Source organism: Pseudomonas persica, assembly GCF_900291015.1.
Lineage (GTDB): Bacteria > Pseudomonadota > Gammaproteobacteria > Pseudomonadales > Pseudomonadaceae > Aquipseudomonas.
Window position 1 is genome coordinate 63325 of the sequence record NZ_OLKL01000048.1, and the last position, 15372, is coordinate 78696.

Consider the following 15372-nt stretch of genomic DNA (forward strand, 5'->3'; position numbering starts at 1 on the left):
GGGGTGGGCTTGGAGTTTGTGGTGCGGGTGCCAAGTGTTCTCCACAAGATTTGCAGTACCGATAAGATCGAGCGCCGCCCGCGCGGCGCTCGATCTCACAGGCGCTGAAACTGCTGCGGCGAACACATGGCGGCCCTCACGCCATCTGAAGCCAACCCCTCACTGCTTCATCCCCAACTCAGCATCATCCATCAGCGCCTTGGCCATCGCACTCAGGTAATGGGCAGCCCAGATCATCATCGGCTTCTCATCCATCAACCCCGTGATGGTCAATTCGCGCACATAACCCATCAGCTCCGAAGACTGCTCTCGGGCGTCCCGGCACGGGATACCCGGCTCGATGCGGAACAACGGGTGGGTGCCATTCTCGCCCTGATAGAACGTGGTCTTGCCGACAGTGAACTGGGTGTCTTCTGTTGTCATTGTTCAATCCCCTGGAATTTCTCGACTGTCTGGGCTGGCCCTTTCGCGGGTAAACCCGCGAAAGGGCCAACCCAGGCGACATATCAACGAAGCCTTACAGCAGGCATCTGCCCCTGCATCGGGTTGTCTTCAAGAAAAGGGGGATCACGGGGTGGATCGGGGACAATCTTGAGCATGGCGTAATCTCGTCTGATTCAGAAAGGACCGCCACGACATCACTTGCATTTGATGGGTGGCGGCTACGTACGGGTCTGCAAGACCGGACAGACGATAAAACCGGCAGATCCGAGGATCTCCCGTACGCAGCCACCATTGACCGAAATTGCCGACTGGCAGCAATTTGGAAGCGGTACTAATCGTCTGCGGGCTTGCAGGCCCGGTCGCTGCTTAGGCAACGACAGAGCCAGACTAGGCCGCCCAGAAAACCACCACAATGGCGCAAGGGCGGTAGGAAGCTATTTCAGAAACGGCCTACGCGCAACGGGAAAAAACTGATTATTGCCTGGCGAACAGGTCAAGAATCGTAGCGCGCTCCGCAAGACTTTCGCCTTGAGGCCTGCCAAGGGCTGCCGGGCGTACACCGGCAGGTTTGCTGCGCCTGTCAGATTGAGTGCCGCCTGTGCGGCGCTTCGCAAGCGGAGCTCTCTGTTTATCAGCGTTTACGACGACATGCCCCCTGAGCGCGCATCCAGAATTGATAGACAATTCTGCGCCTAGCATTTTTGTCAGTACCGCGAAGCCATCTCCAGAAGTACAGTTGAAAATCTAAAGTTACTAGCGGCGAGGATGAAATATGCGATACTTTTATTGCGAAGATACATTATCACATATTGCACATACTTCCACGAGTGAATCAATTTTCAGGCACGGCAGATACAATCTCTCGCTAAAAGACCAGCAGAACACCCAGCGACTTCTGAGCATTGATCTTTTTAACACTCCATTCCTCGCCACCGCGCCAAACCAAGTTGTGACTTACCGCTACAGCGCTTTTGGATTCAGCAGCCCCTCTAACAACGAATGGGGTTTTAAAGGTGAGCGAAAAGACCCTATCAGTAACGGTTACCTACTCGGAAATGGTCGCAGACTCTACAACCCGTCCATCATGCGATTTACCAGCCCAGACCCCTTAAGTCCATTCTCCAAAGGTGGTCTTAACTACTACGTATTCACCCTGAGCAACCCTATTAACGGCATTGACCCCACCGGCCTGTTCACGCAATTTATAAGTCGATTTGCTGCCAAGGCCCTTAACCCTAAGAAAACGTATCGTGGCGATATACTGTGGCAACACGATGGGATAACTGCATTCGCTGAAAAGCGTCGAGCAGACGGCAATCTCGACACTCTTTACATCCTGAGTCACGGCGACGCAGGCGTGTTAAAGGGAAATGAATTCAACCATTCGGCGCTGGACATTTTCATCAGACTTGAACAAAAGGGTATTAAAATGCAGGGCAGACAAACACATTTCTTAGCTTGCTACTCTGCTACACCTGTGTCTTACGGGGGCTATTCAATCGCTGATGAAATGGCCAAGCTGACCGGCGCACAGTCCTCAGGTTACGATGGCCCCGTCAGCGTCATCGATGAAATCGACAAAAGCGGAAAATTTCTCGGCCACCGCCTCAGCAATCCATTACTTAATTTTCTTGGACTGACCACAGCAACCAAAGTCAGGCGGGGCAACATTCGAAACCCGTACAAAGCGCAAAATATAGGGCCAGGCGGCAGACACTGGTAGTGTCAGGCTCAGCACCTATAATGTATTTGCAGTACCCCGCCACCTGGCCGACCACTTTGATTAAGCTCAGCAGTCGTCACTCATCATCATCAAAGTTGTACATACCCGGCGCAAGGTTCTCGAAGCGGGTGTACTTGCCGATAAACGCCAAACGCACGAAGCCGATCGGGCCGTTACGCTGCTTACCGATGATGATTTCCGCCACGCCCTTGTGCTCGGTCTCGGGGTGATACACCTCGTCGCGGTAGACGAACATGATCACGTCGGCGTCCTGCTCGATTGCACCGGATTCACGCAAGTCGGAGTTCACCGGGCGTTTGTTCGGGCGCTGTTCCAGGGAGCGGTTCAGCTGCGACAAGGCGATGACCGGGCAGTTGAACTCCTTGGCCAGGGCCTTGAGCGAGCGGGAGATCTCGGAAATTTCGTTGGTCCGGTTATCACCGGCCGAACCCGGGATCTGCATCAGCTGCAGGTAGTCGACCATGATCATGGCGATTTCGCCGTGCTCACGGGCCAGGCGGCGGGTACGTGCGCGCATTTCCGAGGGGCTGATGCCGGCGGTATCGTCGATGAACAGCTTGCGGTCGTTGAGCAGGTTCACCGCCGAGGTCAGGCGCGGCCAGTCGTCGTCGTCCAGCTGGCCGGAACGCACCTTGGTCTGGTCGATGCGGCCAAGGGACGACAGCATACGCATGATCAGCGATTCACCTGGCATCTCGAGGGAGAACACCAGTACCGCCTTGTCGGTACGCAGTACGGCGTTCTCCACCAGGTTCATGGCGAAGGTGGTCTTACCCATCGACGGTCGGCCGGCGACGATGACCAGGTCGGCCGGCTGCAGGCCGCTGGTCTTCTCGTCGAGGTCGGTGAAGCCGGTGGATACGCCGGTGATGTCGCTGTCGGAGTTGAACAGCGTGTCGATGCGGTCGATGGCCATGGTCAACAGTTCGTTGACCCCCACCGGGCCACCGGTCTTCGGCCGCGCCTCGGCGATCTGGAAGATCTGCCGCTCGGCGTCGTCGAGGATTTCTTCGGCGTTGCGCCCTTGCGGGTTGAAGGCGTTATCGGCGATATCGGTACTGATGCTGATCAGTTGGCGCAACGTGGCGCGCTCGCGAATGATCGCGGCGTAGGCCTTGATGTTGGCTACCGACGGGGTGTTTTTGGCCAACTCGGCCAGGTACGCCAACCCACCGACTTGCGAAGAAAGGCCTTCCTTGTCCAACTGCTCGTGCAGGGTCACCACGTCGAATGGCTGGTTGGCGTCGGCCAACTTGTGCACGGCACGGAAGATCAGGCGGTGGTCATGCCGGTAGAAGTCGCCATCCGACACCTGGTCCAGTACCCGCTCCCAAGCGTTGTTGTCCAGCATCAGGCCACCGAGCACGGCCTGTTCGGCCTCGATGGAATGCGGCGGCACCTTCAGGGCTGCGGTTTGCAGGTCTAGCTGTTCGGAGGTGGTGATCTCGTTCATGGCCACGAAAGAATTCTGGAGGATGAAAAACACAAAGGGCACGGCCTGTCGAAAACAGGACCGTGCCCGATGTTAACCGCCTGACCCACAAGGAGCCAGCCAGTCAGCGCAGCTTAGGCAGCTACGACGACCACACGTACGGTGGCTTCAACATCGCTGTGCAGGTGCACGGCTACGTCGTATTCGCCAACCTGACGGATGGTGCCGTTCGGCAGACGAACTTCAGCCTTGGCCACTTCAACGCCAGAGGCGGTCAGGGCGTCAGCGATGTCGTGGGTGCCGATCGAACCGAACAGCTTGCCTTCGTCGCCAGCGGTGGCAGTGATGGTCACTTCCAGCTCGGCCAGTTGGGCAGCGCGGCTTTCAGCCGAAGCTTTCTTGTCAGCGGCTGCTTTTTCCAGCTCGGCGCGACGTTCTTCGAACGCAGCCAGGTTGGCGGCGTTGGCAACGGTGGCCTTGCCGAACGGCAGCAGGAAGTTACGGCCGTAACCAGCCTTAACTTTTACTTTGTCGCCCAGGTTGCCCAGGTTAGCGACTTTTTCCAGCAGGATCAGTTCCATTTGGTAAAACCTCTTAACTTTTAACCTTCACCGTTCGCGGAGTCATTCCCCTTGGGGGACTTGCGACCGCGAAAATCAATCAGGCTGTCGACAATGGCCAAAACCACCAGCAACGGATAAATCAGCTGCATGATCAGCGGTAGCGTCACGTACATGCCCACCAGCCAGAAACCGGCCAGTCGGCCCTGTGCCACCAGCCCGTGCATCAAAGCGATGCCGGCCAGCACCAGTACCAGGCTGGAAGCCGATGCCAGGATAATGAACTGCGGGCCGATAAACGGCGCCACCACCATCACTGCCACCAAGACCGCCATGGTCTGTTTCGGCAACTTCAGCGCGCGAAATTCGCGACCGAAGCCTCCAGGGTTGTACAACGCTGCCTGCCAGTAGCGCGCCAGCACCAGGGCCAGCACACTGAACAATTGCACCGTCACTGCTGTGGAAGCGACCAGCACAGGGCGGATCAGCTCACCGGAGAGCACCGGTTGCCCTTCGATTTTCGGCATGGCTTCGGCAAACGCCTTGGCCAGCACATCGAAGGTTTGCGCCAGTGCCAGATCAAGCACGAGGCTAAACGCCACGGCGAACACGGCACTGGCCAGCAACACCCGGCTCCAGGGATGCTCGGCACGCAACATGGCGGCCAGGGCCAGGGCACCCGCGATCACCAGAAAGGTGATGGGATCGCCCATGACCCACACGGCCAGCCCGGCCAGCAGGCCGCCGGCGATGACCGATGTAGCATCCTTGAACCCACGCCGCAGCAGCACAAGGCTGCCGGCAGCGGCACTCAACCAGAACAGCAGCGGCAGTACCGCGCTGATGACCACCACCAGGGTGGCCTGCACACGACCGCGCATGATGAAACTTGCTAACGCTCGCATGCTAATCCCTTACTGCTTGTCGACGACCCGGTCTCAGCGGCCGTGGCTGTCGGTGTAGGGCAGCAGGGCCAGGAAGCGGGCGCGCTTGATAGCGGTAGCCAGCTGACGCTGATAACGAGCTTTGGTACCGGTGATACGGCTTGGAACGATCTTGCCGGTTTCGGATACGTAAGCTTTCAGGGTGTTGAGATCTTTGAAGTCGATCTCTTTCACGTCTTCAGCAGTGAAGCGGCAGAATTTACGACGACGGAAGAAACGTGCCATTTAATAGGCTCCTCTAAAGGTCCGTGGATTACTCGTCAGCGTTATCGCTGGAGTCGCTGTCATTGCTGTCGTCGCCTTCGGCGGAGTCAGCATGCTCAGGACGCTCGCGACGCTCACGGCGCTCGCTGCGGTTCTCTTCAGCCTTCAGCATCTCGGACTGGCCGGTAACGGCTTCGTCGCGACGGATGACCAGGTTACGGATAACGGCATCGTTGTAGCGGAAGTTGTCTTCCAGCTCGGCCAGGGCCTTGCCGGTGCACTCAACGTTCAGCATCACGTAGTGAGCCTTGTGAACATTGTTGATTGCGTAGGCCAGTTGACGACGGCCCCAGTCTTCCAGGCGGTGGATCTTGCCACCATCTTCTTCGATCAGCTTGGTGTAACGCTCAACCATGCCGCCGACTTGTTCGCTCTGGTCCGGGTGAACCAGGAAGATGATTTCGTAATGACGCATGAATGCTCCTTACGGGTTAGTAGTCTGCCAGTGAATCTGGTCAGACAAGGAGTGAATGACACTGTATGTCTTGCGCGGAGGGGAGGCACATAAGCGCCTGCCAGCTCGGCAAGGGGCGCAATTGTAGAGAAGGTGGCAGGCACAAGCAAGGCAATTGGCGATTATTTGAACAGCCAGAAACATATTACAGACTGCCGGCCCTTTCGCGGGTAAACCCGCTCCCACCGGGATCGCACAACGCCTGAGCCCTGCGCAGTCCCTGTGGGAGCGGGTTCACCCGCGAAGAGGCCGGTGCAGGTTATAGATCAGCGCTTGGCCTGACGCTGACGCACAGCCTCGAACAGGCACACGCCAGTCGCCACCGACACGTTCAGGCTGCTGACGCTACCGCCCATCGGCAACTTCACCAGGAAATCGCAATGTTCGCGGGTCAGCCGGCGCATGCCCTTGCCTTCCGCGCCCATGATCATCACCAGCGGTCCGGTCAGGTCCTGCTGGTAGATCTCCTGCTCGGCCTCGCCGGCGGTACCGACCACCCACAGGCCACGCTGCTGCAACTTTTCCAGCGTACGCGCCAGGTTGGTCACGGCCACCAGCGGGATCACCTCGGCTGCGCCACAAGCCACCTTGCGTACAACCGGGGTAAGGGTGGCCGACTTGTCCTTGGGCACGATCACTGCCGTGGCACCCGCGGCATCGGCGGTACGCAGACAGGCGCCGAGGTTGTGCGGGTCGGTCACACCGTCCAGCACCAGGATCAGCGGTGGTGTTTCAGTGCGCTCAAGCAACTCCTCGAGCATCAGTTCGCCCCACACCTGGCTCGGGCTGACCTCGGCGACCACGCCCTGGTGCACGCCCTCGACCCAGGCATCCATCTCACGGCGCTCGGCCTGGCCAACCGCCACGCGGTTTTCCGCGGCCAGCGCCAGCAGCGCCTGCAGGCGTGGCTCGCTGCGCCCTTCCGACAGCCAGATCTGCTTGACCCGCTTCGGATGGTGCTGCAGCAACGCTTGCACAGCGTGCACGCCGTAGATCTTTTCCAGCTGACTCATGACTTGCTCTTGCTCTTGCGTGGCGCACCGGACTTCGGCGGGCCTTTACGGTGCTTGGTCGGCTTGCCGGTGGTCTTGCCACCTTTGTCCGACTTGCTGCTGGCATGGCCGCCAGTGCGCGCCTCGCTCATCAGCGCCTTCTTCATTTCGCGGCTCTTGCGCACTTCGGCGTTACGCTGTACGGCGTCTTTCGGGAAGTACGCTTCAGACGTTTCGCTCTTGCGGCTGCGCGGTTTAGGCGAGGCTTTCGCTTCGGTTACCGGCTGCTGCTCAACCTTGTCCGCAACTGGCGCAGCGCCGCGCTGCTTGCGGCCGATCGGTGCGGCAAGGGTCTTCTCCGACACTTCGAAGTCGATCTTGCGCTCGTCCAGATCGACGCGCATGACCTTGACTTCGATGGTGTCGCCCAGGCGGAAGCTGCGCCCGGTGCGCTCACCAGACAGGCGGTGGTGCACCGGGTCGAAGTGGTAGTAGTCGCCCGGCAGCGCACTGACGTGCACCAGGCCCTCTACGTAGATGTCGGTCAGCTCGACGAACAGGCCGAAACCGGTCACCGCAGTGATCACACCCGGGAAGGTCTCGCCCACGCGGTCCTTCATGAACTCGCACTTGAGCCAGTTGACCACGTCGCGGGTGGCTTCATCGGCCCGGCGCTCGGTCATCGAGCACTGCTCGCCGAGTTGCTCGAGAGTGTTCTCGTCGTACGGGTAGATGCGCGCCTTGGGGATGCTCATGGCGCCGGCACGCTTGACGTGCGGGGTATCGACCTTCGAGCGGATGATGCTGCGGATGGCGCGGTGCACCAGCAGGTCCGGGTAACGACGGATCGGCGAGGTAAAGTGAGTGTACGCCTCGTAGTTCAGACCGAAGTGGCCGTTGTTGTCGGTGCTGTACACCGCCTGGCTCAGCGAGCGCAGCATGACCGTCTGGATCAGGTGGAAATCCGGGCGCCCGGCGATGCTCGCCAGCAGGGCCTGGTAGTCCTTTGGCGATGGGTCCTTGCCCTTGTGCAGGCTCAGGCCCAGCTCACCTAGGAAGGCGCGCAGTTTTTCCAGGCGCTCCGGCGGCGGGCCGTCGTGCACGCGGTAAAGGGCTGGTACGCCGTGCTTCTGCAGGAACTCGGCAGTGGCAACGTTGGCCGCCAGCATGCATTCCTCGATCAGCTTGTGGGCGTCGTTGCGCACGGTCGGGCGAATTTCCGCGATCTTGCGCTCGTCACCGAAGATGATGCGGGTTTCCTGGGTCTCGAAGTCGATGGCACCACGGGTGTGACGCGCATCCACCAGCACCTTGTACAGGTTGTACAGGTTCTTCAGGTCCGGCACGACTGCCTTGTACTCCTCGCGCAGCGCCTTGCCCTCACGGGTACGGGAGTGCTCGAGCATGCTGCTGACCTTGTTGTAGGTCAGGCGGGCGTGGGAGTGGATGACGCCTTCGTAGAACTGGTAGTCGACCATCTGGCCGGCTTTGTTCATGGTCATTTCGCAGACCATGGCCAGGCGATCGACATGCGGGTTCAGCGAGCACAGGCCGTTGGACAGCTCTTCGGGGAGCATCGGCACCACGCGCTCGGGGAAGTACACCGAGTTGCCACGCTGCTGGGCCTCTACGTCCAGCGCCGAGCCCAGGCGCACGTAACTGGACACATCGGCAATGGCCACATACAGGCGCCAGCCACCGGAGAACAGCCGCAGTTTGCCCAGCGGCTCGCAATAGACGGCGTCGTCGAAGTCGCGGGCGTCCTCGCCGTCGATGGTGACGAACGGCAGGTGGCGCAGGTCGACGCGCTTCTCCTTGTCCTTCTCTTCGACTTCGGAGCGGAACTTGCGCGCTTCCTTGATCACGTCCTTGGGCCAGACGTGCGGGATATCGTAGCTGCGCAGGGCAACGTCGATTTCCATGCCCGGCGCCATGTAGTTGCCGATGACCTCGACCACGTCGCCTTGCGGCTGGAAGCGCGGGGTCGGCCAGTGGGTGATCTTGATCTCGACGAACTGGCCGATCTTGGCGCCGCCGTTGCGCCCGGCAGTGACCAGCACTTCCTGCTGGATCTTCGGGTTGTCCGGGGTCACGTAGCCGATGCCGCCTTCTTCGAAGTAGCGGCCGACCACGCTTTCGTGGGCACGGGAGATGACCTCGACCAGCACGCCTTCGCGGCGGCCACGGCGGTCGACACCAGAGACACGGGCAAGGCCACGGTCGCCGTCGAACACCAGGCGCATCTGCGACGGGCTGAGGAACAGGTCTTCGCTGCCGTCGTCCGGAATAAGGAAGCCGAAGCCGTCGCGGTGACCGGAAACGCGGCCGCAGATCAGGTCCAGCTTGTCTACCGGGGCATAAGTGCCGCGCCGGGTATAGATAAGCTGGCCATCGCGCTCCATGGCGCGCAGGCGGCGGCGCAGGGCTTCGATCTGGTCTTCGTCGTACAGACCGAATTCGGCCGCCAGTTCCTCGCGTGCGGCCGGTTCGCCACGGTCGGCGAGGCGCTGCAGGATCAGCTCACGGCTGGGAATGGGGTTGTCGTATTTTTCCGCTTCGCGAGCGGCCTCGGGATCGAGGGATTGCCAATCGGCCATCAGAAGGGGTTCACCTTGGGGTATATAGATATGAATTCTGGCATAGGCGTATTGAAACCGGAAATGTCAGCCTTGGACAGCCCCACCGGCACCTGTGGCGGGCAGGAATAGGCCTGCGGAATCAACAAGTTGAATTTTTTGAAATTTTTTTCGCCTGGGGGGTTTACAGCCTCCCGGACCGTCCGTATAGTGCGCACCACAACGACGGACAACCCCGAAGTTGTAGTAGAGATGAGCGGCGCTGTAAAGCATCAGGTAATCTCGAATGTGTGCCCAGGTGGCGGAATTGGTAGACGCGCTGGTTTCAGGTATCAGTGGCTTAACGGCCGTGGAAGTTCGAGTCTTCTCCTGGGCACCAAATTTTTCAAGTAACAGATGACCAAGGATCTGTTACTACTGTGTGAAAGCGAACGATAGTCGCCTTCTCCAGATGATGTAAAGCTTTGCCCAGGTGGCGGAATTGGTAGACGCGCTGGTTTCAGGTATCAGTGACTTAACGGTCGTGGAAGTTCGAGTCTTCTCCTGGGCACCATACAAAAACCCACTAGCTTGCTAGTGGGTTTTTTCTTGCCTGCGATTTTTGTATCCCTCCTCTTTCGGTCATAGGTGCAAACCTGCACCGGCCCCTTCGCGGCTAAAACACTCAAGACCTGTGGCGATCCTGTGGGAGCGGCTTTAGCCGCGAAGAGGCCAGCAAAGCCAATACACCTCCAAGACTGTTACACCTTGGTCTGCCCCATGAATTTCTCCTCACCCGGCCACTTGAGAAACGATTTCGTTTACCATTGTTTCCAAATATGTAGCCGTAAGCGAGGAAGTACCCGCATGACGATCCGCCCGCACCCGCTGATGCGTACCCTGGCCGCCGCCGTGCTGAGCCTGGCCATCGGCGCTCCGGCCGCCATGGCAGACGCACCGGTCACCCTGACCATGTACAACGGTCAGCACAAGGAAATCGGCGAAGCCATCGCCCAGGCCTACGAGGCCAAGACCGGCATTCACATCGATATCCGCAAGGGCAGCAGCAACCAGCTGGCCAGCCAGATCATCGAGGAAGGCGAGCGCTCGCCGGCCGACATCATCTACACCGAAGAGTCCCCTCCCCTGAACAACCTGGGCGAACTGGGCCTGCTGGCGAAGATCGACGACGCCACCGCGAACATGATGCCCAAGGAGTACGTTGGCGCCAACGGCACCTGGATGGGCATCACCGCCCGTACGCGCATCGTCGTGTTCAACCCGAAGAAGGTCGACGAGAAAGACTTGCCGACCACAGTGATGGACTTCGCCAACCCCGAGTGGGAAGGGCGCGTCGGCTATGTGCCCACCAGCGGCGCCTTCCAGGAGCAGGCCGTGGCCATCCTGAAGATGCACGGGCGAGAAGCCACCGAAGAATGGCTGACCGGCCTGAAGGCATTCGGCAAGCCCTACACCAACAACATGGTCGCGCTCAAAGCCGTGGAAAAAGGCGAAGTGGCTGCGGTACTGGTGAACAACTATTACTGGTATGCGCTGGAACGCGAGCGCGGCAAGCTGGACACCAAGCTCTACTACCTGGCCGACGGCGATGCCGGCAACCTGGTCACCATCTCCGGCGCAGCCGTGGTCAAGGCCAGCAAACACCCGAAAGAAGCCCAGGCCCTGCTTAACTGGATGGCCAGCGAAGAGGGCCAGCGCGTGATCACCCAGACCACCGCCGAGTACCCGCTGCACAAAGGCATGGTCTCCGACCGTGGCCTGAAGCCGTTCGAAGACCTGCGCCCGCCGAAGATCTCGCCAGCTGACCTGGGCAATGCCGAGGAAGCGATCGAGCTTGAGCGCGAGGTCGGCCTGCTCTGATGACTGCCACCCTGTCCGAGCCGGTGCCGGTACGCTTCGTACCGCGCCGCAAGCGCCCCTCGATCTGGGTGGTGCTGCCCGTGCTGTTCCTGGTAGCAATGAGCTTGCTGCCATTGCTGTACGTTGCCATGAAAGCCTGGGAAGCCGGCTGGCGCGAAGCCTTGCACCTGCTGTGGCGGCCGTTTGTCTGGGGGCTGATGCGCAACACCCTGATGCTGATGGTCGGGGTGACGCTGACCTGCATGGTAGTCGGCCTGGCCCTGGCCTGGCTGCTGGAGCGCAGTAACCTGGCCGGCCGTCGGTTGTGGGGCGTGGTGCTATGCCTGCCCTTCGCCGTGCCGTCGTTCGTCAGCAGCTTTACCTGGGTGTCACTGAGCTCGGACTTCGAAGGGCTGGGCGGAGCGATCATGGTCATGGCCCTGTCCAAGTACCCACTGGTGTTCCTGCCGGTGGCCGCGACCCTGCGCAACCTCGATACCTCGCTGGAGGAGTCGGCACGTACGCTGGGTTGCAGCCGCTGGGGCGTATTCGTCAAGGTCACCCTGCCGCTGCTGTGGCCGTCGATGCTGGGCGGCGCGCTGCTGATCGCCCTGCACATGCTGGTGGAGTTCGGCGCCCTGTCGATCCTCGGCCTGCAAACCTTCACCACGGCGATCTACCAGCAGTTCGAACTGGAATTCAGCAATGCCAACGCGGCCATGCTGTCCGCCGTACTGTTGGCAATGTGCCTGGTGATGCTGTGGCTTGAACTGTGGGTACGTGGCAAGGCCCGCCATGTGCGCATCGGCCAGGGTGTGGCGCGTCGTGCGCAACCGGTGCGGCTGCGTGGCTGGGCAGTGCCGGCGCAATTGTTCTGCGTGGGCCTGGCGGTGTTGGGCAGCGGTATTCCGCTGGCCATGCTCGGCTACTGGCTGAGCGTGGGTTCATCGGCGGCATTCCCTGTGGCAGCAATTTCCAAGGCGCTGTTCACCTCGTTGTCGGTGTCGCTGGGTGGTGCCGGTTTCTGCGTGCTACTGGCCCTGCCGATCAGCTTCCTGGTGGTGCGCTACAAAGGCCGCCTGGCAATCTGGGCCGAGCGCCTGCCGTACCTCCTGCACGCCCTGCCCGGCCTGGTGATTGCCCTGACCCTGGTGTTCTTCGCCCTGCATTACGTGCCGGCGCTGTACCAGACCACGGCGCTGTTGCTGCTGGCCTATGCGCTGCTGTTCCTGCCGCTGGCGCAATCGCCGGTACGTACCGCGCTGAACAAGGCGTCACCTACTCTGGAGGAGGCCGCACGGACCTTGGGCGCGGGCAGCTTTGCCGCGTTCTGCCGGGTGACCCTGCCGATCATCTTCCCGGCCATGGCGGCAGCCTTTGCCCTGGTGTTCCTGGATGCCATGAAGGAACTTACAGCTACCTTGCTGCTCAGCCCGACCGGCATGACTACCCTGGCGACCGAGGTATGGGCGCACACGGCCAACGTCGAGTTCGCGGCGGCGGCACCTTACGCGGCGTTGCTGATCGTGGTGTCGGGGTTGCCGGTGTATCTGCTGACTACGCGGATGTATCTGAACAAGGCTTGATCCGCGTCGCCTTCAGCGCCGGCAAGCCAGCTCCCACAGGTACCGCGCCGCCCTAAGGCCTGTGCCGTACCTGTGGGAGCTGGCTCGCCGACGATGAGGCCATCAGATGTTACGCAGCATCCGGCGGAATCCAGGGCGGCTGGGACGGCGACCAGTTGGGCTGACATGAACAACTCCGTTTGCCATGTGTCGCTGCCATCATAGCAATACTGTCCCGCCAAAACTCGATGGCCTTGCACAAGTGCAGAAGCTTGCACTTGTCCTGTGGGAGCGGGTTAACCCGCGAACACCGGCGGAGCCGGTGCCATCCACCGCGCCGTCTTCTTCGCGGGTGAACCCGCCCCCACAGGGATTGCGATTCGCTTGCGAATTTCTATGCCCTGAATTGGCCCAGGCTCGCCCGTAGCTGCGCCGCCAGCTCATCCAGCACCTTGCTGCTGGCCGTGGTCTGCATCACCACTTCAGCCGAGCGTTCGGCCTGGGCATGGATGGTTTCCACCCGCCCACGTACCGCTTGCGCCCCGCTCGCCTGCTGCTCGGCGGCACGGGTAGCCAGGCCGATGGCCGCATGCACCTGCTCCACCGCTGCCTGCACCGACTGCTGGCGGCGCTCGTTGTCACGCAGCACCAGCAGCCCTTCGCTGGCCTTGAGCCCGGCCTGGCTAATGGTCGCTACAGCTTCTTTCGCGCCTTTCTGCAACGCAGCGATATGCGCCTGGATATCCCCGGTGGAGCTTTGCGTCTTGCTCGCCAGCGCCCGCACCTCATCGGCCACCACGGCAAACCCGCGCCCGGTCTCACCGGCCCGGGCCGCCTCGATGGCCGCGTTCAAGGCCAGCAGGTTGGTCTGCTCGGCAATGCCATGAATGACCGTCAGCACCACTTCGATCTGCTCGCTCTGCTTGGCCAGACGCTCGATCACCTGGGAGCCGGCATCCACCTGCCCGGCCAGGTTCTCGATCAAACCGGCGAGCTGGGTCGAGGTGCGGCTGTTTTCGTCGGTCGCCTGGCGGATATCCACCACCTGCTGCAGGGCTGCCTGCATCGCGTGGCTTTCAGCCTGGGCCTCGTCGGCCATGCTCGACAGATCGCGCAGGCTGGCCGCCACTTCATCGCGCTGCAGCGCGGCGGCAGCATCGGCACCGGCATTACGCTGGGCCATCGCGCCAATCTCCACGCCGGTGCGCTGCGCCACCTCGCCCGCCTCGCGCACGATGGGTTGCAGCTTGTCGACAAAACGGTTCACCGCCGAAGCCATGTCGCCAATTTCGTCGCGGCTGTCGAGAGGCACGCGTTTGGTCAGGTCGCCTTCGCCGGCCGCCAGGTCGTCGAGGGCGGCAATCAGCAGGCGCAGCTTGCTCAGCACCCGACGACCAAGCACCACGGCCACCACCAGCAGTACACCGAGGCCAACCAGCACCAGGCCCAGGCCGATGCGCCAACGCAGCTCGCCAGCCGCATCGCGCACGGTCTGCGCGGTATTGGCCTGCATCGCAGCAGCGCTGCCCTGCGCCTTTTCCAGGCGCTCGCGCAAAGTCTTGCCACTATCGGCTGCAGCACCGACCAGGCTGTCGCCGACCAGTTGCTCGCCGCTGGCGATCAGGGCCGCGAAGCGCTGGTCGAGGGCCTTGAGTTCCTGGTCGATGCCGGCCGTGGAAACGCCCATCACCACCTTGCCGATTTCCGCGCCATTGGGGTTGATCGAAGCCTCGACGAAGTACACCGCCGGGTCGCGCCGGGCCGCGTCGATCACCTTGTCGAGCGCACGCTCGCCCTGGCCCTTGTCCATCAATGCCTGGTTGATCGGGTTTTGCCGGTTCAGGTAGCGGGTCAGGTGCTGACCCTGAGCGTCGTCGTAGACCACGAACAGCACGTTGGGGTTGCGCTGGGCACGGCGGGCGAAGTCGGAGAGCACCGGCACGTCGTTATCCCAGATCGCCCGTGGGGCGACCGAAGCCAGCAACTGGGCCATGTCGTTGGCAGAGTCCTTGAGGTTCTTTTCCAGCGTGCTACGCAGTTGCTGCTGCTCGCTTTGCAGGCGTGCCGACAAGCCTGCGCTCAGGCGCTGGCGGGTGCTGCTGGAGAGACCATCGAGGCCCGAGCGCACATCCTGCCCGGCCTGCTCCAGTTCACCGGCAAGTTGGCGGCTGTCATTGCCCAGGCGTTCGCCCAGGTCGGCCTCCAGGGCGGTGACCGTGCTGCGAGTGAGCGCAACGGCGACCAGTACCTGCACCAAAAGCGCGATACCAAGGGCAACAAACACAGGCCGCAAAAGGCGGCTTCGTAACAGTGAAAGGATTGCAGACACGGTGTAACCCTCGTGTTTTCTGGCGCCACTACTTTGATGGCATCGTCAGAAACTTCTTACAGCAAGGGTTGTGCCGGAGGCAGCAGGGAAATGCGCCAAGGTCTAGCAATGAGGTTGCCCGCACGGGCCTCTTCGCGGGTGAACCCGCTCCCACATGGACCGCGCAGGTTCTGAGGACTGTGCAGTACCTGTGGGAGCGGGTTTACCCGCGAAAGGGCCGGGACAGGCA

General features: G+C 61.2%; 12 protein-coding genes and 2 tRNA genes. 5 read left to right on the plus strand and 9 right to left on the minus strand.

The genetic code is table 11. The features are described from left to right. Nucleotides 1-159 precede the first annotated feature (159 nt). The gene (locus tag FQ664_RS23145; RefSeq protein ID WP_019473937.1) at nucleotides 160-423 is read right to left on the minus strand and encodes a DUF3077 domain-containing protein; all 264 of its coding nucleotides are present in this window, start codon (nucleotides 421-423) and stop codon (nucleotides 160-162) included. 793 nt (nucleotides 424-1216) lie between these two features. Here FQ664_RS23145 and FQ664_RS23150 point away from each other — a divergent pair. Beyond that, entirely contained in the window at nucleotides 1217-2167 is a 951-nt protein-coding gene (locus tag FQ664_RS23150) for an RHS repeat-associated core domain-containing protein (RefSeq protein ID WP_144175150.1), read from the plus strand. 76 nt (nucleotides 2168-2243) lie between these two features. Here the strand turns inward: FQ664_RS23150 and dnaB are convergent, their stop codons facing one another. From dnaB to rnr, 7 genes are all read right to left on the minus strand, one after another. Further along, nucleotides 2244-3641: a replicative DNA helicase gene (gene dnaB, locus FQ664_RS23155; protein ID WP_144175152.1), complete on the minus strand. Its 1398-nt coding sequence runs from the start codon at nucleotides 3639-3641 to the stop codon at nucleotides 2244-2246. Between the two features lie 113 nt (nucleotides 3642-3754). Further along, on the minus strand, nucleotides 3755-4201 hold the full coding sequence (gene rplI / locus FQ664_RS23160; RefSeq protein ID WP_003249568.1) for a 50S ribosomal protein L9: 447 nt from the start codon (nucleotides 4199-4201) through the stop codon (nucleotides 3755-3757). Nucleotides 4202-4221: 20 nt separating this feature from the next. Beyond that, nucleotides 4222-5085 carry a hypothetical protein gene (locus tag FQ664_RS23165; protein WP_144175154.1) on the minus strand — a complete coding sequence of 288 codons (864 nt, stop codon included), beginning with the start codon at nucleotides 5083-5085 and terminating at the stop codon, nucleotides 4222-4224. 33 nt (nucleotides 5086-5118) lie between these two features. Then, nucleotides 5119-5349 (minus strand): 30S ribosomal protein S18, encoded by a 231-nt coding sequence (rpsR, locus tag FQ664_RS23170; RefSeq protein ID WP_003249563.1) that lies wholly within the window; start codon nucleotides 5347-5349, stop codon nucleotides 5119-5121. A 28-nt stretch (nucleotides 5350-5377) separates the two neighbouring features. Further along, nucleotides 5378-5803, minus strand: coding sequence for a 30S ribosomal protein S6 (rpsF, locus tag FQ664_RS23175; protein ID WP_003249557.1), 426 nt, complete (start codon nucleotides 5801-5803; stop codon nucleotides 5378-5380). Between the two features lie 305 nt (nucleotides 5804-6108). Then, nucleotides 6109-6855: a 23S rRNA (guanosine(2251)-2'-O)-methyltransferase RlmB gene (gene rlmB / locus FQ664_RS23185; protein ID WP_110745923.1), complete on the minus strand. Its 747-nt coding sequence runs from the start codon at nucleotides 6853-6855 to the stop codon at nucleotides 6109-6111. Beyond that, the gene (gene rnr / locus FQ664_RS23190; protein ID WP_144175156.1) at nucleotides 6852-9431 is read right to left on the minus strand and encodes a ribonuclease R; all 2580 of its coding nucleotides are present in this window, start codon (nucleotides 9429-9431) and stop codon (nucleotides 6852-6854) included. Before rnr ends, rlmB begins: the two co-directional genes overlap by 4 nt. 271 nt (nucleotides 9432-9702) lie before the next feature. On the opposite strand from rnr, the gene FQ664_RS23195 reads away from it, so the two are divergent. The 4 genes from FQ664_RS23195 (at nucleotide 9703) to FQ664_RS23210 (ending at nucleotide 12835) form a co-directional block, all read left to right on the plus strand. Further along, nucleotides 9703-9789: transfer RNA gene (locus FQ664_RS23195), tRNA-Leu, on the plus strand. Between the two features lie 87 nt (nucleotides 9790-9876). Further along, nucleotides 9877-9963, plus strand: a tRNA-Leu gene (locus FQ664_RS23200). Nucleotides 9964-10256: 293 nt separating this feature from the next. Continuing rightward, a complete protein-coding gene (locus FQ664_RS23205) occupies nucleotides 10257-11270 on the plus strand; it encodes an extracellular solute-binding protein (protein WP_144175158.1) in 1014 nt (337 codons plus the stop codon). After that, nucleotides 11270-12835 carry an ABC transporter permease gene (locus FQ664_RS23210; RefSeq protein WP_144175160.1) on the plus strand — a complete coding sequence of 522 codons (1566 nt, stop codon included), beginning with the start codon at nucleotides 11270-11272 and terminating at the stop codon, nucleotides 12833-12835. The genes FQ664_RS23205 and FQ664_RS23210 overlap by 1 nt, the downstream gene beginning before the upstream one ends. Nucleotides 12836-13208: 373 nt before the next feature. On the opposite strand, the gene FQ664_RS23220 is transcribed toward FQ664_RS23210, so the two are convergent. Continuing rightward, nucleotides 13209-15143: a methyl-accepting chemotaxis protein gene (locus tag FQ664_RS23220; protein ID WP_144175161.1), complete on the minus strand. Its 1935-nt coding sequence runs from the start codon at nucleotides 15141-15143 to the stop codon at nucleotides 13209-13211. Nucleotides 15144-15372 lie beyond the last annotated feature (229 nt).

Coding starts and splice junctions, on each gene's coding strand:
- FQ664_RS23145 (WP_019473937.1), bottom strand. CDS start 423: ATGACAACAGAAGACACCCAGTTCACTGTCGGCAAGACCACGTTCTAT.
- FQ664_RS23150 (WP_144175150.1), top strand. CDS start 1,217: ATGCGATACTTTTATTGCGAAGATACATTATCACATATTGCACATACT.
- dnaB (WP_144175152.1), bottom strand. CDS start 3,641: ATGAACGAGATCACCACCTCCGAACAGCTAGACCTGCAAACCGCAGCC.
- rplI (WP_003249568.1), bottom strand. CDS start 4,201: ATGGAACTGATCCTGCTGGAAAAAGTCGCTAACCTGGGCAACCTGGGC.
- FQ664_RS23165 (WP_144175154.1), bottom strand. CDS start 5,085: ATGCGAGCGTTAGCAAGTTTCATCATGCGCGGTCGTGTGCAGGCCACC.
- rpsR (WP_003249563.1), bottom strand. CDS start 5,349: ATGGCACGTTTCTTCCGTCGTCGTAAATTCTGCCGCTTCACTGCTGAA.
- rpsF (WP_003249557.1), bottom strand. CDS start 5,803: ATGCGTCATTACGAAATCATCTTCCTGGTTCACCCGGACCAGAGCGAA.
- rlmB (WP_110745923.1), bottom strand. CDS start 6,855: ATGAGTCAGCTGGAAAAGATCTACGGCGTGCACGCTGTGCAAGCGTTG.
- rnr (WP_144175156.1), bottom strand. CDS start 9,431: ATGGCCGATTGGCAATCCCTCGATCCCGAGGCCGCTCGCGAAGCGGAA.
- FQ664_RS23205 (WP_144175158.1), top strand. CDS start 10,257: ATGACGATCCGCCCGCACCCGCTGATGCGTACCCTGGCCGCCGCCGTG.
- FQ664_RS23210 (WP_144175160.1), top strand. CDS start 11,270: ATGACTGCCACCCTGTCCGAGCCGGTGCCGGTACGCTTCGTACCGCGC.